The sequence below is a fragment of the Flavobacterium frigidum genome, assembly GCF_048286795.2.
On record NZ_JBLVPT020000005.1, the window covers coordinates 39,233 to 55,654 of the forward strand.

Consider the following 16,422-nt stretch of genomic DNA (forward strand, 5'->3'; position numbering starts at 1 on the left):
GCAAAACTACTGTTTATTTCCTTATATCAAGTTATTAAATGTTTAATTAAATCAAGCTTAATTTTTGAATTTCAATTCGGTACGCGTTCTTTTATAGTGAGTTATTTAGGAAAAGCCTTATTCTGGTAAGCTCCCAAATCAGGGGGTACAGTTCTTGTATTTCCTAAAATGTCTAATGGAATTAAATACATCGAATTCCCTTTTGCAAAAGCGGCAGAAGTTTCATCGATATTGAATTTATTCTGAGATTGATTAAAATAGTTGGGATCTTTATTCAGAATGATTGCGTTGTAATGTGCTGTATCGGTACTAAATTGATACAGCGGATTAGTACTAAATTGGTTCGAAATATTGTCAAATTTAATTAAACAATTGTTGAATTGGTATTCAAAAGCAGCTCCTGTTTTTTTATTTAAACTCATTTCATTGCCGTAGGAACCATAAATAATACAGTTATTGAAGGTTGCAGCACTCAAATCCTTTACTTCTGGAGTAGCTCCAGTGATAAAGTTGCTTATTGCAACTGCTACCTGCTGAGAACTGTTCCAATTATTATTGAAGGTACAGTGGGTAAATAAATAAGTACCTCCATAAGAGCACGCTAAACTTGCCAATCCAGCTTTGTTGATGACTATATTTTCTCCAGTAATTTTTGCGGTCTGCGCCAAGATACCGTAGTTACTGGTATTGTAAATTTGGGTATTTTTTATCGTAACTGTAGTATTGTCATTGTTTTGAATTAGCAAGCCGATACTAGCATTTTTGATTGTAAGATGATTCAGTTTATTATTAGTACTTCCATCAGTAAGCCAAATAGTTCCCCATTGTCCCGGTACATCTGAGAAATCAGGTTCTAAACGATCGCCTTCAAAAACAACTTCATTTTCCAACTTGCCTGTAGTTGAGGGTGCTCCATTCACTTGAATCGAAGCTTTATTGGCTACAATAAGACCAGAATTAGCATGAAAATGAACTCTTGTTCCTGCTTCAAAAGTAGCTGTTTTATTAGAAGGAATGGCGGCATATCCATAGATGACATACGGTTTGTTGTTGTTAAACTGCAACTCATTTCCGTTTACAGGATCATTTTCATCCAAATAAAAACCTTCAATTTTTTGTTCTCCAATAGGTAGCGTTTCTTTTGTTCCGTCAGCAAAGCGCTGTGGATAAAGGAAAACTGCATCTTGGATAAGAGTTACTACTTCAATATTTTGTTGATTGGCACCGCTATCAAACTGAATTTGATCTGTGTACAAAAAATCAGCTGGATTTGCATCAGCGATGTTAGCCGTGGTTTCAATAAAAACATACAAACTGTCTCTTGCTAACAGCGCTACATTTGTAAAAATTTTCCCTGCTGTTCCTTGCATGCCATCAATTGTCATGCGGTATTTAGAATTCAATCCTTTACCTAATTTTATACTTGGTATCGTGATGTCATTTTTACTTTTGTTGTATACTTTAAGTCGGTAGGTACTCGACCCTATATTCGAAAAAACGGTGTCAAGGTATATAGTATCCTTGGAAAACGCTAAATCGCCTGTGCTTGCTACTGTCTCAAAATCAGAACGGCAGGAACAAAGCGCAAGTGCTATTCCAATAAAAAGTAAAAGTATTTTGGGAGGCATCGAATTGTTTTTTTTGTAAAAATAGGGAAAATCTATTTTCAAAATCAGAATAACAATTGTAATTCCTATTTTGTAAGTCATCTTTTCTTTAATTTTACATTTTTAAAGCAAATAATATGACATTCGACAAAGAAAAAATACTTCAGTATTGCAATCATGTTTCTAAGAACACCTTAATGCAAACGCTGAATATTGAATATACTGACGCAGGAGAAGATTTTTTAGTAGCCACAATGCCCGTGAATCCTTCAGTGCATCAGCCTATGGGATTGCTACATGGAGGAGCTACGGTAGCTTTGGCAGAGAGTGTGGGTAGTGCAGCGTCAATGCTTTTTGTAAATTCAGATGTGAGTGAAGTACGCGGGATCGAGATCGCAGCCAATCATTTGAAAGCCAAACGCGACGGAATCGTTACGGCAACGGCTAAAATAGTTCACAAAGGAAGAAGCATTCACTTGTGGGAAATTAGAATTACCGATGAAAGAAACAACTTGATTTCACTGTGTAAGCTTACCAATATGATTTTACCAAAAAGGAAAAGCGAAGATAAATAATGGAATCACTTGTAGCGAAAGCAAAAAAACACTTGCAGGAAGAACTCCCTTTTGTTCTGTATTGCAAACCCAATACTGCAGAGGTTATTGGTTTTTTTCAGCGGGATGCTTCACTTTTTCAAGTTGATGATTTTACAGAAAAAGGATTTGTTATTTCGTCTTTTGATGGAAAAAACACCTTTTTGATTCCTGAAAATGAATCTGAAATTATGCGAGTTTCTTTCGAAAGTAATCAAGATTTATTTTTTTATGAGAAGCAAACGACCATCGATGAATTGGCTAAAAAGGATTTTAAAGATTTGGTAGCCAAAGGGATTGAATCGATAAGCAAGAGTGAATTTAAAAAAGTAGTGTTGTCGCGAAAAGAAACTATTCCAGTGCCTAATTTTGATTTAATAGCAACTTTTCAAAAATTAGTCCAACTGTATCCTAGTACTTTTGTCTATTGTTTTTATCATCCTAATATTGGGATTTGGTTAGGCGCCACACCGGAACAATTGTTGAAAGTTAATGCTGGTATCTTTGAAACGATTTCTTTAGCTGGAACACAAAAAGATATTGGAAGTACAGCAATTATTTGGCAGAAAAAAGAACAAGAAGAACAGCAATTTGTAACAGATTACATTGTTAATGAGTTAAGTACTGTTGCGTCAGAAGTTTTGGTAACCCAACCTTACAGCATCAAAGCGGGTGAGATATGGCATATTAAAACGGATATTTCTGGACGTTTGAATGTTCATGAGAGTTTAAAAAAAATCATTGAAATGCTCCATCCTACACCAGCGGTTTGCGGGTTACCTAAAAACAATGCTAAAGCTTTTATCATTCAAAATGAAGAGTATGACCGGAGTTTTTATACGGGTTATTTGGGAGAATTGAATAGTAGCATGACTCCAAATGTTGTAAACTCAGATTTGTTTGTAAATTTACGTTGCATGCAAATTGGGGATACTTTAATCAATACACCAAATACCACTGATCTAGTGACTAAGGTGCATCTGTACATGGGTTGCGGAATCACCAAGGATAGTATTCCTGAAAAAGAGTGGGAGGAAAGCGTTAATAAATCTATGACGATGAAAAAGGTTTTGTAATTAAGAAAGAGACTGTTTTTTGTTCTGCTAAAAAATAATAAAATAAATGATGAAATTAGACATACTAGCCTTTGGTGCGCATCCAGATGATGTAGAATTAGGTTGTGCAGGAACTATTTTAAAAGAAATTTCTTTGGGTAAAACCGTAGGAATAATCGATTTGACACGAGGGGAATTAGGTACACGCGGATCGGCAGAAATTAGAGATCAAGAAGCAACTGCTGCTGCTGCAATATTAGGTGTTTCTGCGCGAGAAAATCTAGAAATGAGAGATGGCTTTTTTGTTAATGACGAAAAACACCAATTGGAAATCATAAAAATGATTCGCAAATACCGACCCGAAATTGTCTTGTGTAATGCTATCGATGACCGCCATATTGATCATGAAAAAGGAAGTAAATTAGTGTCTGATGCCTGTTTTTTGTCAGGTTTAGTAAAGGTCGAGACAGCGATAGATGGAGAGGTGCAACACCCTTGGCGTCCTAAACTAGTATATCATTACATTCAATGGAAAAATATAGTTCCAGATTTTGTAGTGGATATTACAGGTTTTACAGATAAAAAAACTGAAGCGATTTTGGCCTACAGTTCTCAATTTTATGATGCCAATTCTAAGGAGCCCGAGTCTCCAATTACGAGTAAAAACTTCCTAGAAAGCTTAAATTACCGTTCCAGAGATTTAGGAAGACTGACTGGTTTAGATCATGCTGAAGGTTTCACAGTAGAAAGATATTTGGCAGTCAATAGCTTAGGCGATTTGATATAAATTTCACGTTATTTTTTAAAAAAAATATTTGCAAAAGTAAACTTATGTCGTATCTTTGCCACCGCTAAGCAAATGGTGGTTGTAGCTCAGTTGGTTAGAGCATCGGTTTGTGGTACCGAGGGTCGCGGGTTCGAGCCCCGTCTTCCACCCAGAAAGCAAAAGCCTCTCAGTAATGAGAGGCTTTTTTTGTGGAACAAAAAGATTTACATTAGTTCCTTTTATAATTGATTTATTCCAAGCAGTATAAATACTAATTACACAATAAACAGGTTGGCAATATTTACAGCTTGCAAAGTTGTCAAAGGCTCATCATAAGCTTCAGATCCCGCTGCTGCGCCAAAAAGCGTTGCGGTATTATAACCCGCTTGCATGGTAACTTCTTCACCATCATAAACCGCTTGAGTTGCTGCAGGCATTCCCGCACCTCTTTCGTTTCCAGTAATCCATCCTTTTAGTCCTCGCAATCTTCTTACTTCTGAAGCATGTCGTGCTTCTACTGAATGAATTTGCAATGCCGCAGTTAATAAATCTGGAGTAGAAATTAAATTAGCTGCTTGTCCTTTGTAGGCACGAACCCCAGTATCTTCAAAAGCTTGTGCTAATGCAAGAAATTGTGCGTACGCCGCCGTAGTTCCAATTCCTGTTTTGTTGAAAGGATCAAATGCCCCATTAACGGTAAAATCAAAGGTTGGTTTTGCAACAAAATTAGCGCTTCCTGGACCGCCCAATCCTGCAATTAGGAATGATACGTGATCGGTTTCATGTGCAGAAATTTGCATAAATACTTTTTCATCTCTTCCGCCCGGTGGAATAACACCTGATGCTAAACCCATAATATAGAATTCTTTCTCTAAATATTCTAAAACTAGCGCTAGTTGCAAGGCGCCTATTGGTGTAGAAGGAGTTGGATTAATATCGGCTGCAAATGCTTTAGTCGAAGTCAAAGCAGCAATTCCAAAGGGAACTGCGGCTAATGCAGCATTTTTCCCTAAATGTCCAAATAAATTGAAACTATCTCTCCTGGAGGCTTTACCATTCATTAGATTTTCATTGGTAAACGGCTCTAAAAATTTTAATATATTCATAATGATACGTTTTAAGTGTTATTTACGGTAAAAATTTTGCTGTAAAAGCAGTTGTAATAAATCCGGCTGCGATAGGAATTACCTGTGAAGGTGTTTTCATGACATCAAGACCAGTTGTAGTATTAATCACATCATCTCCTGCAAAATCAGCTGAATTTGGGTTTATAAGGCTTCGTATAGCAGAGGCATGTCTTGCTTCTACAGAAACTATTTTTCCTGCTAGCAATAAATAATCAGGATTAGTCAATAGTCTTCCAGCACCGTTATATGCGGCAACTCCTGTGTCTTCTAATGCTTTAGCTGTAGCTAGAACTTCAGCGCGGCTGTTGAAATTTAGGGCTCCGTAATTGAAAGCTAAATTTGGAAGAAGCTGGCTACTTGGATTTGGTAAGGCTCCAGTTAATGCTGCTTTAAAAAACTCTCTGTGAATCACCTCATGGTTGTATAAATCTGTGAGAACTGTTTGCTCTGTAGCATTAAACGTGACTCTAAAATTAGCCGCATTGACTACTTTAGTATAAAAGTCAGCTTCTAGTTGCTCTAAAGCATAAGCATAACTCAGTACACCAAAATCATTTCCACCTAAATCAAATTTTCCATCGCGAACGCCTGGTAATTTTTGATCTGCCGCAGGACCGTCATCATCGTTACATCCCATTAAGATCAGTCCCGTACTGGCGGCAACTAAACCACTGATTTTAAGAAATTCTCGACGGCCTTTCAAAGTCGCAGAACTTACTTCATGAATTTTAACTTCATTTTTCATAATTTAATAATTAAAATTAGTACTATTATTTAATATTATTTGGTCTTAACAAAATTTTATTCCCGCAGAACCTAGATTTTTTTAAAAGCAAATAAAACAGAAGTCTTATCTACTATTAGTTTTTTAAACTGTTGTAAAAATATTTGAAGTAGCAGAATTGATCTTTTCTGTTGTATCTAAATTTTATATTGAAAGCATTGCACTACACAAATCTTGATTTAATAGTTCTCTAACAAAAATTATTTAGTGACCGTTGTTTTTTTGATCGTTGCCGATAACGATTTTTAGTATCATTAGTAAATAATTTATTTATTTTAGTTACTCAAATTTAAGTTTTGTTGAAACAAAAAATTTATATAATTTTTAAATTAACTTGTATAATTTATTACATTTCAGTGAGTTGACGATTGTATTTTGTCTTAATAAAAAAATAATAGTTCAAAATTTAACTTGGTAATTAATCTTTAAAATCATTTTCATTCTTTTTTAAATGAATGGTGAAAATTTTTGCTCCTTCATTGTTAAATGAATTATTTAATGATTTTTAAAGTAATAGCGGTATTTAGTACTTCAGGTCAATTTTCCACTAACTAGGATGATAACTATTACTCCTTTCCTTACAACTGATGTACGAAGTTTTTATATGGGTGGTTTTGCAAAACTTTTAGTTAATGAGTCTTAAATAATTGTATTTTCTTTTGTGTATCTTTGTAAGCATTGATTATATAATTCAAGCAAAAATTAACTTCCATAATTTCAAATAGTAGTTACAAAATTTAATGAAAAACGATAATACTGTTCCTAAAATTCTTAGAAGTAAATATATTCCCACTGCAGAGTTTTACAGCCAAGTAATAGATAGCTTACAAGATTATTCTATTTTTACTCTTGATAATGATTTTATAATTAATAGCTGGAGTTCTGGATCAACAAAAATATTTGGATATGAATCGGATGAAATTGTTGGTAAACATTTTAATATCATTTTCACAGAGGAAGACATTCAAAATGGTATACCGCAAACAGAAATTAAGGCTGCAATATTAGAAGGTAGAGCAACAGACAATCGCTGGCATATTTGTAAGGACCAAAGTTTGTTTTATGCGTATGGTTTGGTATTTCCGCTTACTGGACTAGACGGAGAGATGCTAGGGTACGTTAAAATCCTCCGCGATTTGACAGATCGAAAAAAATCAGAGGATGCAATCAAAATATATGTAAAAGAATTAGAAGATCTCAATGCGCATAAAGAAAATGTTTTGGCTATTGTTTCACACGATTTAAGAAGTCCATTGTCTGGGATAATTGGTACTGCAGAATATTTGAAAGCCAATTTAAATCGATTAGAACCTCATGTGGTAAAAGAAATGCTTGATTTACTTCATAAAACCGCTGTCGATGAGTTAAATATGTTGGATAACTTAGTAGAATGGGCTCGAGTAAAGTATGCTTCAGAAGCTTTTTCACCTACTAAAATTGCGCCTTTTCAATATGTACAAAAGGTTTTTGAATCCCTTGAAAAATCAGCATCGCTAAATGAAATTCAGCTTCAAAATGACATCGAAATAAATACTAGTGTATTTGCTGATGAAAAAATGTTGATTTCCATTATTCAAAATATTATTTCTAATGCTATTAAGCATTCATTTATTGGAGGAAAAATTGTAGTCTCAGCAGCTGTTGAAGCTGAAAAGGTAATTATTCAGATAAAAGATTTTGGTATGGGGATGTCTCAGGATGTTCAAGATAAACTTTTTACACCTCAAATGAGTACTTTGTCTAAAGCTAGAAAAGACAATAAAGGAGCTGGAATTGGGTTGTTATTGGTGAAAGGATTTGTAGAAAAAAATGATGGTGAAATATGGGTTGAAAGTAAAGAGGGTATAGGTTCTACGTTTTATTTTACGCTTCCGCTTAATGAGCCTTTATTTAAAATCGATAGTCTTGATTCAATTGAATTTGATAAAAGAGTATAATTTATTTTTAAAAAAAATCTTGCAGCTTCCTTTAAGAGCCACTAAATTAGTTTTTTGTATTGTTTTCTATTGCATTCAAATGAAAACATAACTATTTGTAAATCCATAATCATTTGTTTTTTGTAACAATTGGCAAAATTATTATGTAGATTATTGCTATTTAATTATAAAATGTTCTACATCTAAATATTCTCTAAACTCCTACTTTAGTATAAAACCGGTATTGATAATTCAATTATGAATTTGAAACTAAATGAGGTTTCTTTAATTATTTATGTGCTTTTTTATCAGTCTATCCCTACTTAACAGCAATTCCTTTTAGGTCTATTCACCATCGTTTTTTTACTAAAACGGTCAAAAATGGTAAAAACCCTTTCTAATTTATTCCATTCGAGAGTGTATAAGGACTGTGTGCCACTCAATTTTCTACAAATCAAATTTTCGTCGAGTAAATCTTTTAAATGCTTCGAAACCGTAGATTGCGACAACGGCAATTCGGCTACAATTTCTTTACAGGTTCGGTCTTTGTGTTTTGATAATATAGAAATAATTTGAATTCTGGCTGGATGTGCCAAACATTTAGCCATTTGGGATAATTCTAATTCAAAAGAATGAAAATCGATAGTTTCTTTCATGTTAATCGTATTTTATAGATGAAATAAATATTTAATTATTAAACTATAGTTTTATGTAAAGTATTTAATGTTAGTATTTTGTGATGTTTTTGATAAAAATTAATCGTAAAAATACGATAAATTTATAAAACCAAAATACAATTAGTTGCGTAGATTTATAAAATCTAAACATTACCAAATAATGAAATTACAAATTACACTTTTTTTTCTTTTGTGCGCGGGATTTATTTTTGCGCAAGAAACTACAGGAATTTTAAAAGGAAATATTGTTGATGACCAAAACAACCCCATTGCATTTGCTACTATTTCGATCGTACAAAAATCTACAGGAATAAAATATACAACTCAATCTCAGGCTGATGGATATTATGAGTTTAATCAATTGAAACCAGCTGATGATTATGAAACGCGAATTACGTACGAAGGATTTAGTCCATTGGTTTTGGATGCTATTCAGGTTCAATTGGGGAAAATCACTAAACTAGATTTCTCTTTTTTTTCAAAAATACAAGAACTGGCTGGGGTTGAAATAATGAATAATTCTAATAGTAAAAAAGCGAACGAAAAACGACTGAAAATAGATGTTATTAATAGTCTTCCTAGTGCAAACCGAAGTATTCAAGATGCCACACGTTTGCTTCCTGAAGCTAATTTAAATTCTTTTGGTGGGGCCAATTATAGATTTAATAATTTATCTATTGATGGTAGTGCCACTAATGATGTTTTAGGATTTCAGGAGCCAGCTAGTGGTGCTACAGGGTCTACAGCATCAGGAACTCCAGGTGGTTTGGCGGGTACGCAACCCATCGGTTTTGGTGCCATCAGTGCTTTGTCTGTAAAAACGGCTCCGTTTGATGTTACTTTCGGAAATTTTACAGGAGCAAGTATAAATGCCGTTACTAAAAGCGGTTCAAACGAGACATCTGGTGCACTATACACTTTCGCAAAAAATAGAAATTTGATTGGTCGTTATTCCGATGGATTGAAACAAGAAGCAGCTGCATTTAATGATTACACGTATGGCGTGAGTATTGGTGGTGCGATAGTAAAAAACAAATTATTCTATTTTTTTAATGCTGAATTGGCTGATAGAAGTGAAGCTGTCTTAAATGCTCCGGGTAGTTCAACTTCCAATATTTCGCAGGAAATGGTTAATTTAATTGCTGATAGACTTAAATCAAAATACAATTATGATCCAGGTATTTCGTCAAATGCGCAATTAGAGCGCAAGAATACTAAACTTTTTTTGAGATTGGATTATAATATTTCAGATTATCACAAATTAACACTCCGAAATAACTTTGTAAAAGGCTTTGCCGATAATTTAGAATGGACGCCCACGGTTTTTAATTTTGGAAATCAAGGATACCGTCACAATTCAACTACCAACAGTATTGTTGCCGAGTTAAAAAGTAAATTCACAAATAAACTTTCTAACAAACTCACTTTATCATTATCAACAGTGAATGATGATAGAAGTTATAATGGTCGTGTTTTTCCACATATTGAAATCACTGATAATACCTCAAATGCAATATTTGCAGGAACCTATCGGGAAGCTTCTGTTTATGGTTTGAGTTTAAACACTATTCAATTTACTGACAACATTACCTACTATCATAATAATCATAAGTTTACAATAGGGACTTCATCAGAAATTAATGCGATTGAATACCGATTTCTAACCGCTTTTAATGGAAGATGGCAGTATAGTTCTGTAGCGAATTTTCTGGCTGACAGACCAAATAGAGTCCGTGGGGTGTACAATATTGAAAATAATGATTTTGAATACAATAAAAAAACACCTTCTGCTGATTACTCGGTGTTATTATCAAGTGTTTATTTTCAGGATGAGATTCGATTTTCTAAAAAGTTTAATCTATTAGGTGGTTTCCGTGTCGATTGGCAAAATACACCTACTGATTTCCCTATTTCTGACCAAATAAAAAGTACACCTGAATTTGCAGGCTATAAAAACAAAATCAACAACATGCCAATATTTAATCCACGAATTGGGTTTAATTATACTATAGATGAAGATGGGAAGTATACTTTAAAAGGAGGATCTGGTTTATTTACTGGAAGAATGCCTTTTGTTTGGTATGCTTATGAATATTACATTTCTGGCACAAAGTACTTTAATATTGATTACAGACCTACGGGTGTTTTACCTTTAAATGAGGACTTAAGCCAATTAGAATCGTTACAAAGCCGTAAATTGACCGAAGTTAATTTAATTGATAATAATTTCAATTTACCTCGTGATTGGAAAAGTAACCTATCTCTTGATGTACAACTCAAAAATAATTTTGCTTTTAATTTTGAAGCTACGTATACCAAAACGTTAGATGGATTACTATTCCAGTCTATTAACCGAAAAGAAGATCAAAAAAGTAATTTTACTGGTGCTGACAACCGTCCATATTACAACACTTCGGCAGAAAGCATTAAAATAAATCCAAATTTCACCAATGTTTTTTTACTAACCAATACATCAAAAGGATATCGCTACAACCTCACTTTTGGGCTTACCAAAACGGAGGATCACTACAACGGATTTTTGGGCTATACTTATGGCGTAAGTAAAGATATTTCGAGCACGAACAGAAATTCTCATGCTGCTAATTTTGAATGGAATCAAGCCTTAGTTGCTAATTCTCCAGAGTTAACCGCTTCTAATTTTGATTTGCGACACAAAATAGTATCCTATCATTTTTATGATATTAAAATAAAATCTAACGATTTGAAATTCGGGTTAATTTACAACGGAAAATCAGGAAGTCCATTTTCATTTGTCTATGAAGGGGATATTAACCGAGATGGATCTGCAAAAAATGATATTTTATACATTCCAAGAAATCAATCTGAAATTAAATTGCAAAATATTGTCGATGGTAATAATACAGTACTAGTTTCGGCGGCTGAACAATGGAATCAGTTAGATGCTTATATCAATAATAGCGACTACTTGAATTCGCATCGAGGGGAATACGCCAAGCGAAATGGGGCTAGAACACCTTGGAACCATCAAGTAGATTTAAAAGTTATTTTTGATACTAAATTTTTTAAAAACAAGTTGGAATTTTCAGTTGATATTTTTAATATTGGCAATCTAATTTCTAAAAATTGGGGTACACAAGTCTACGTTCCTAATATCAATAATTCGGGATATGCACTACTTGATTTTATACGAATAGAAAATCAACAACCGGTTTTTCAATTCAAAAATCCAAAAGGAAATCCGTGGTTGGTAGACAATTTAAACTCCAAGTGGCAAGGGCAGGTAAGCGTAAGCTACTTTTTTAACTAGTCTATTTGACCTTTGTAATTAGGATCAAAATCGACCATCCATTCAATTCCAAATTGGTCTCTGAACATACCAAAATAAGAATTCCAAGGACTCTCGCCAATAGGAACTTCAATGGTTCCGCCTGCCGAGAGTCTTTTAAATAGTTGATCGGCTTCTTCACGACTTTCAGCACTAATAGAAATTTTAGATCTGTTTTCATTTTCATTTACTCGACCCATACTTTCGGGGACATCATTCCCCATCAAAATGTTTTTCCCAATAGGTAAAGCAATGTGCATTATTTTATTGGCTTCATGTGCTGGTATCGGAAATTCATCATTGGCCATGTCTTTGAAACGCAGGACCATTGCGAACTCTCCGCCAAAAACTGATTTGTAAAAATGAAATGCATCTTCGGCATTACCATTAAAATTAATATAAGGATTGATAAGTGCCATAGTTTTTGTTTTTAAATTATTTTATCTTTTTCCTAATTGTTTGTATTTAAATTATTGCACACATTACAGTGTAGATGACGTTAATTTACTCAAAAAAAAGATATGAAGCAGGATTAGCTTCCATAATATAACTTTGTATGAAGCATTATGACAATATGAAATGTCATGTTGTCAGATAAAATGGTGTCAATTTTAACATAAACTGACAATTTAATAGAGGGTTTTGTATTGGCACAAAGATTGACTATTTGTGAAAGAGTCATAAAAAACGAACATACATTAAAATTAAATATAGTAAAAATGGGTAAAATAATCGGAATTGATTTAGGTACGACCAACTCTTGTGTTTCTGTAATGGAAGGTAATGAAGCAGTTGTTATTCCTAATGCAGAAGGAAAAAGAACAACACCATCTATCATCGCTTTTGTTGAAGGTGGAGAAATTAAAGTAGGAGATCCTGCTAAGAGACAAGCGGTAACTAATCCAACTAAGACTATTGCTTCTATCAAACGTTTTATGGGACAAGGTTTTGGTGAGGTTTCGGCTGAAGCAAAAAGAGTTTCATACAAAATTGTAAAAGGGGACAACAATACACCACGTGTGGATATTGATGGTCGTTTATACTCTGCACAAGAATTGTCAGCGATGACTCTTCAAAAAATGAAAAAAACTGCTGAAGACTATTTAGGTCAAACGGTAACTGAAGCGGTTATTACTGTTCCTGCTTACTTTAATGATGCACAACGTCAAGCTACTAAAGAAGCTGGTGAAATTGCAGGTCTTAAAGTAATGCGTATCATTAACGAGCCTACAGCAGCTGCACTTGCTTACGGTTTAGATAAAAAAGGTACAGATCAAAAAATTGCTGTTTACGATTTAGGTGGAGGTACATTTGATATTTCTGTTCTTGAATTAGGAGACGGAGTTTTCGAAGTATTGTCAACAAATGGAGATACGCACTTAGGTGGAGATGATTTTGATCATGAAATCATTGACTGGTTAGCTGACGAATTTAAAACGGAAGAAGGAATTGACTTGCGTCTAGATCCAATGTCTTTGCAACGTTTAAAAGAAGCTGCTGAGAAAGCAAAAATTGAATTGTCATCATCTTCAGAGACAGAAATCAATTTGCCATACGTAACAGCTACAGCTTCAGGACCAAAGCACTTAGTTAAAAAATTAACTAGAGCACAGTTCGAAAAATTAACTGACACATTAGTAAAGCGTTCTATGGCACCAGTGGCTAGAGCGTTGAAAGATGCAGGTTTATCAGTTTCTGATATTGATGAAGTAATCTTAGTAGGAGGTTCAACTCGTATGCCAAGAATTGCTGAAGAAGTAGAGAAATTTTTTGGTAAAAAAGCGTCTAAAGGAGTTAACCCTGATGAGGTTGTTGCTATTGGAGCAGCTATTCAAGGAGGAGTTCTTTCTGGAGATGTAAAAGATGTATTGTTACTTGACGTTACACCTTTATCTTTAGGTATCGAAACTATGGGTGGTGTTATGACTACATTAATTGAGTCTAATACTACTATTCCAACTAAAAAATCTCAAGTTTTCTCTACAGCTGCTGATTCTCAACCAACTGTTGAACTACACGTTCTTCAAGGTGCTAGAGCAATGGCTGCAGATAACAAAACTATCGGTCGTTTCAACTTAGATGGTATTCCACCAGCACCAAGAGGAGTTCCTCAAATTGAAGTAACTTTTGATATTGATGCTAATGGTATCATCAAAGTTTCTGCAACTGACAAAGGAACTGGAAAATCTCACGATATCCGTATCGAAGCTTCTTCTGGATTAACTTCTGAAGAAATCGAAAGAATGAAACAAGATGCTGAAGCTAACGCTGAGTCTGATAAAGTTTTAAGAGCTAAAGCGGAGAAAATCAATGAGGCTGACTCTATGATTTTCCAAACTGAAACTCAATTGAAAGAACTTGGAGCTAAATTAGCTGATGATCATAAAGTAGCGGTAGAATATGCATTAACTGAATTGAGAATGGCGCACCAGTCTCAAGATGTTCCAGCAATTCAAACAGCGCTTGATAACATTAACGCAGCTTGGAAAACAGCTACTGAAGCGATGTACGCTCAAGGAGAACAAGGTCAAGGAGAAGCACAACCACAAGGTGAAACGGCTCAAGGTGACAATGTTGAAGACGTTGAATTCGAAGAAGTAAAATAAGCTAATAACTAATTTTGTATATCAAAATTATGTAAAACGATTATCCGCTTTCCAGCGAAATTTAAAAAACTAAAACCGAGCCAGCAATGGCTCGGTTTTTTTATGCGTCTTTATATTTCGTTTGTTTTTTTTCACCTTGAAACATTCTCGTAATTACGGCTGCATGAGGAAAAGTAATCGCTGCCAAAAACGAGAAAAATAAAGCATTAAAGAGTTGCTCTTCTTTTTTACAGATAAAATATATCATAGCGATTCCTATAACAGAAGCGAGCCAATAGAAACCTGCATTTTTGCAATAGGTTATAAAATGTGGAAATGAGAAAGAACCATTCAAGAATTTAATCTGATCAATTATAGAGGGAATGCTGTGCCAGATCACAAAGTATATAGCAAAGCCCCAAATTAAACTAGAGGATTTAAATAGGATGGTAAATAATATTAAGTAAAAACATTCTAAAAGGAGTTTACTTCTTATTTTTTCAGTTTTCCAATAGGCATATCCGCATAAACTAATAAACAGTCCAGCTGAAATTTGAAGGAGTCCCAAAAAATAGGGCAGAGGAACCGTTAAGTTTGCAATTTTTGAAATAATATGTTGAACTTGATTGGTATGAAACACAAATAGCAACAATAAAACTACAAAACCATATAAAAACTGAAATAATACCAGCAGCCATTTGGGAAAGGTCTGATTTAAATTTTGCCATTGCTGCTCTCCAAAGTGGTAGCTACTAACAATAATGAATAATAGGAGCGCCATTTGCGGAATTAAATAGAATAAAAGTACTCCCGTTAAAACAATCACCACATAGTATCCCAGAATCATAATCCATGAACGGTTACTTTTTTCTGGATTTATATTTTTTATTAGAAGTAAATCATTGGCCCCGTGCAAGATTCCAAAGGTAAAAATTAAGAAAAATCCAGATATTATTTGAAAGGTTGTAGGTAGGAAGGAATCCATCCAAAGCCCGAAAAAGCTCGCCACTATTGCGATATTGGGATAATTTTTCATAAAATTTAATTATTGTTTAAAAATAGGTAAAAAAAAATAAACAAAAATATTTTTTTATCGTTTAGCTTTTACTATATTTGATTAAACAAAACCATTTAAAATTTTTTAATTATGACAAATTTTATGTTCATTTCAGGATTAATCGGGAAATTATCCCCAACCGATTACGTAGGGTTTACCTTTTTTGTAGGCTGTATGGCTATGATGGCCGCATCGGCGTTTTTCTTTTTATCCTTAAGCCAGTTTGATAAAAAGTGGCGTACTTCAGTTTTAGTTTCAGGCTTAATTACCTTTATTGCCGCAGTACATTATTTCTACATGAGAGATTATTGGGCTTCTTTTGGTGAGTCTCCAACATTCTTTCGTTACGTTGACTGGGTACTAACAGTGCCATTAATGTGTTTAGAGTTTTACCTAATACTAAAAGTTGCTGGAGCGAAACAATCATTGCTATGGAAAATGATTATTTATTCAGTAATCATGTTAGTTACAGGTTACTTTGGTGAAGTAGTTGCACCAGAAAGTGCTGCATTGTGGGGAGCTTTGTCTGGAGCTGCTTATTTCTTGATCGTGTATGAAATCTGGTTAGGAGAAGCGTCTAAATTAGCTGCTGCAGCTGGTGGAGAAGTACAAAAAGCACACAAAATTTTATGTTGGTTCGTACTTGTAGGATGGGCAATTTACCCATTAGGATACATGATGGGAACTACTGGATGGTACAACGGATTAATTCCAGCAGGTAACATTGATGTAGCTTACAACATTGCAGATGCAATTAACAAAATTGGATTTGGATTAGTAATTTATACTTTAGCAGTGAAATCTTCAAAAGACTAATTACTTTTTATAATAAATTTAAAACCGAACTAGCGATAGTTCGGTTTTTTTGTGGCTCAAAGTAAGTTATAATTTTATAGAGATTTTAATTACTGTAGTACGTTTATAAAAGTAGAGTCTTATTAGGTAGGG

13 protein-coding genes and 1 tRNA gene are annotated in these 16,422 nt (G+C 34.1%); 8 read left to right on the plus strand and 6 right to left on the minus strand.

The genetic code is table 11. From position 1 onward, the window contains the following. Nucleotides 1-101: 101 nt before the first annotated feature. Nucleotides 102-1,628 carry a right-handed parallel beta-helix repeat-containing protein gene (locus ACNQGB_RS07500; protein WP_417943471.1) on the minus strand — a complete coding sequence of 509 codons (1,527 nt, stop codon included), beginning with the start codon at nt 1,626-1,628 and terminating at the stop codon, nt 102-104. A gap of 116 nt (nt 1,629-1,744) precedes the next feature. Between ACNQGB_RS07500 and ACNQGB_RS07505 the strand changes: the two genes are divergently transcribed. From ACNQGB_RS07505 to ACNQGB_RS07520, 4 genes are all read left to right on the plus strand, one after another. Beyond that, a complete protein-coding gene (locus ACNQGB_RS07505) occupies nt 1,745-2,182 on the plus strand; it encodes a PaaI family thioesterase (RefSeq protein ID WP_417943362.1) in 438 nt (145 codons plus the stop codon). Further along, the gene (locus tag ACNQGB_RS07510) at nt 2,182-3,276 is read left to right on the plus strand and encodes a chorismate-binding protein (RefSeq protein WP_417943361.1); all 1,095 of its coding nucleotides are present in this window, start codon (nt 2,182-2,184) and stop codon (nt 3,274-3,276) included. Before ACNQGB_RS07505 ends, ACNQGB_RS07510 begins: the two co-directional genes overlap by 1 nt. Nucleotides 3,277-3,325: 49 nt before the next feature. Beyond that, a complete protein-coding gene (bshB1, locus tag ACNQGB_RS07515) occupies nt 3,326-4,042 on the plus strand; it encodes a bacillithiol biosynthesis deacetylase BshB1 (protein WP_417943470.1) in 717 nt (238 codons plus the stop codon). Nucleotides 4,043-4,116: 74 nt separating this feature from the next. Continuing rightward, nucleotides 4,117-4,192: transfer RNA gene (locus tag ACNQGB_RS07520), tRNA-His, on the plus strand. 104 nt (nt 4,193-4,296) lie between these two features. On the opposite strand, the gene ACNQGB_RS07525 is transcribed toward ACNQGB_RS07520, so the two are convergent. Together ACNQGB_RS07525 and ACNQGB_RS07530 are read right to left on the minus strand one after the other, a co-directional pair. Continuing rightward, complete coding sequence (locus tag ACNQGB_RS07525) at nt 4,297-5,127, minus strand: ferritin-like domain-containing protein (protein ID WP_417943360.1); 831 nt, start codon at nt 5,125-5,127, stop codon at nt 4,297-4,299. Between the two features lie 22 nt (nt 5,128-5,149). Further along, entirely contained in the window at nt 5,150-5,893 is a 744-nt protein-coding gene (locus tag ACNQGB_RS07530; RefSeq protein WP_417943359.1) for a ferritin-like domain-containing protein, read from the minus strand. Nucleotides 5,894-6,672: 779 nt separating this feature from the next. Between ACNQGB_RS07530 and ACNQGB_RS07535 the strand changes: the two genes are divergently transcribed. Continuing rightward, entirely contained in the window at nt 6,673-7,869 is a 1,197-nt protein-coding gene (locus tag ACNQGB_RS07535) for a PAS domain-containing sensor histidine kinase (RefSeq protein ID WP_417943358.1), read from the plus strand. A 302-nt stretch (nt 7,870-8,171) separates the two neighbouring features. On the opposite strand, the gene ACNQGB_RS07540 is transcribed toward ACNQGB_RS07535, so the two are convergent. Further along, complete coding sequence (locus ACNQGB_RS07540) at nt 8,172-8,504, minus strand: ArsR/SmtB family transcription factor (protein ID WP_309755123.1); 333 nt, start codon at nt 8,502-8,504, stop codon at nt 8,172-8,174. 181 nt (nt 8,505-8,685) lie between these two features. Between ACNQGB_RS07540 and ACNQGB_RS07545 the strand changes: the two genes are divergently transcribed. After that, nucleotides 8,686-11,814 (plus strand): TonB-dependent receptor, encoded by a 3,129-nt coding sequence (locus ACNQGB_RS07545; protein WP_417943357.1) that lies wholly within the window; start codon nt 8,686-8,688, stop codon nt 11,812-11,814. Here the strand turns inward: ACNQGB_RS07545 and ACNQGB_RS07550 are convergent. Continuing rightward, nucleotides 11,811-12,251: a VOC family protein gene (locus ACNQGB_RS07550; RefSeq protein ID WP_417943356.1), complete on the minus strand. Its 441-nt coding sequence runs from the start codon at nt 12,249-12,251 to the stop codon at nt 11,811-11,813. The two genes, ACNQGB_RS07545 and ACNQGB_RS07550, sit on opposite strands and share 4 nt — an antisense overlap. A gap of 300 nt (nt 12,252-12,551) precedes the next feature. Between ACNQGB_RS07550 and dnaK the strand changes: the two genes are divergently transcribed. Then, on the plus strand, nt 12,552-14,438 hold the full coding sequence (dnaK, locus tag ACNQGB_RS07555) for a molecular chaperone DnaK (protein WP_417943355.1): 1,887 nt from the start codon (nt 12,552-12,554) through the stop codon (nt 14,436-14,438). A 100-nt stretch (nt 14,439-14,538) separates the two neighbouring features. Here the strand turns inward: dnaK and ACNQGB_RS07560 are convergent, their stop codons facing one another. Further along, entirely contained in the window at nt 14,539-15,453 is a 915-nt protein-coding gene (locus tag ACNQGB_RS07560) for a Brp/Blh family beta-carotene 15,15'-dioxygenase (RefSeq protein ID WP_417943354.1), read from the minus strand. Nucleotides 15,454-15,564: 111 nt separating this feature from the next. On the opposite strand from ACNQGB_RS07560, the gene ACNQGB_RS07565 reads away from it, so the two are divergent. After that, complete coding sequence (locus ACNQGB_RS07565; RefSeq protein WP_417943353.1) at nt 15,565-16,290, plus strand: bacteriorhodopsin-like; 726 nt, start codon at nt 15,565-15,567, stop codon at nt 16,288-16,290. Nucleotides 16,291-16,422 lie beyond the last annotated feature (132 nt).

Excerpts from the sequence above, each read along its gene's own strand:
- ACNQGB_RS07500 (WP_417943471.1), bottom strand. The coding sequence starts at position 1,628 with ATGCCTCCCAAAATACTTTTACTTTTTATTGGAATAGCACTTGCGCTT.
- ACNQGB_RS07505 (WP_417943362.1), top strand. The coding sequence starts at position 1,745 with ATGACATTCGACAAAGAAAAAATACTTCAGTATTGCAATCATGTTTCT.
- ACNQGB_RS07510 (WP_417943361.1), top strand. The coding sequence starts at position 2,182 with ATGGAATCACTTGTAGCGAAAGCAAAAAAACACTTGCAGGAAGAACTC.
- bshB1 (WP_417943470.1), top strand. The coding sequence starts at position 3,326 with ATGAAATTAGACATACTAGCCTTTGGTGCGCATCCAGATGATGTAGAA.
- ACNQGB_RS07525 (WP_417943360.1), bottom strand. The coding sequence starts at position 5,127 with ATGAATATATTAAAATTTTTAGAGCCGTTTACCAATGAAAATCTAATG.
- ACNQGB_RS07530 (WP_417943359.1), bottom strand. The coding sequence starts at position 5,893 with ATGAAAAATGAAGTTAAAATTCATGAAGTAAGTTCTGCGACTTTGAAA.
- ACNQGB_RS07535 (WP_417943358.1), top strand. The coding sequence starts at position 6,673 with ATGAAAAACGATAATACTGTTCCTAAAATTCTTAGAAGTAAATATATT.
- ACNQGB_RS07540 (WP_309755123.1), bottom strand. The coding sequence starts at position 8,504 with ATGAAAGAAACTATCGATTTTCATTCTTTTGAATTAGAATTATCCCAA.
- ACNQGB_RS07545 (WP_417943357.1), top strand. The coding sequence starts at position 8,686 with ATGAAATTACAAATTACACTTTTTTTTCTTTTGTGCGCGGGATTTATT.
- ACNQGB_RS07550 (WP_417943356.1), bottom strand. The coding sequence starts at position 12,251 with ATGGCACTTATCAATCCTTATATTAATTTTAATGGTAATGCCGAAGAT.
- dnaK (WP_417943355.1), top strand. The coding sequence starts at position 12,552 with ATGGGTAAAATAATCGGAATTGATTTAGGTACGACCAACTCTTGTGTT.
- ACNQGB_RS07560 (WP_417943354.1), bottom strand. The coding sequence starts at position 15,453 with ATGAAAAATTATCCCAATATCGCAATAGTGGCGAGCTTTTTCGGGCTT.
- ACNQGB_RS07565 (WP_417943353.1), top strand. The coding sequence starts at position 15,565 with ATGACAAATTTTATGTTCATTTCAGGATTAATCGGGAAATTATCCCCA.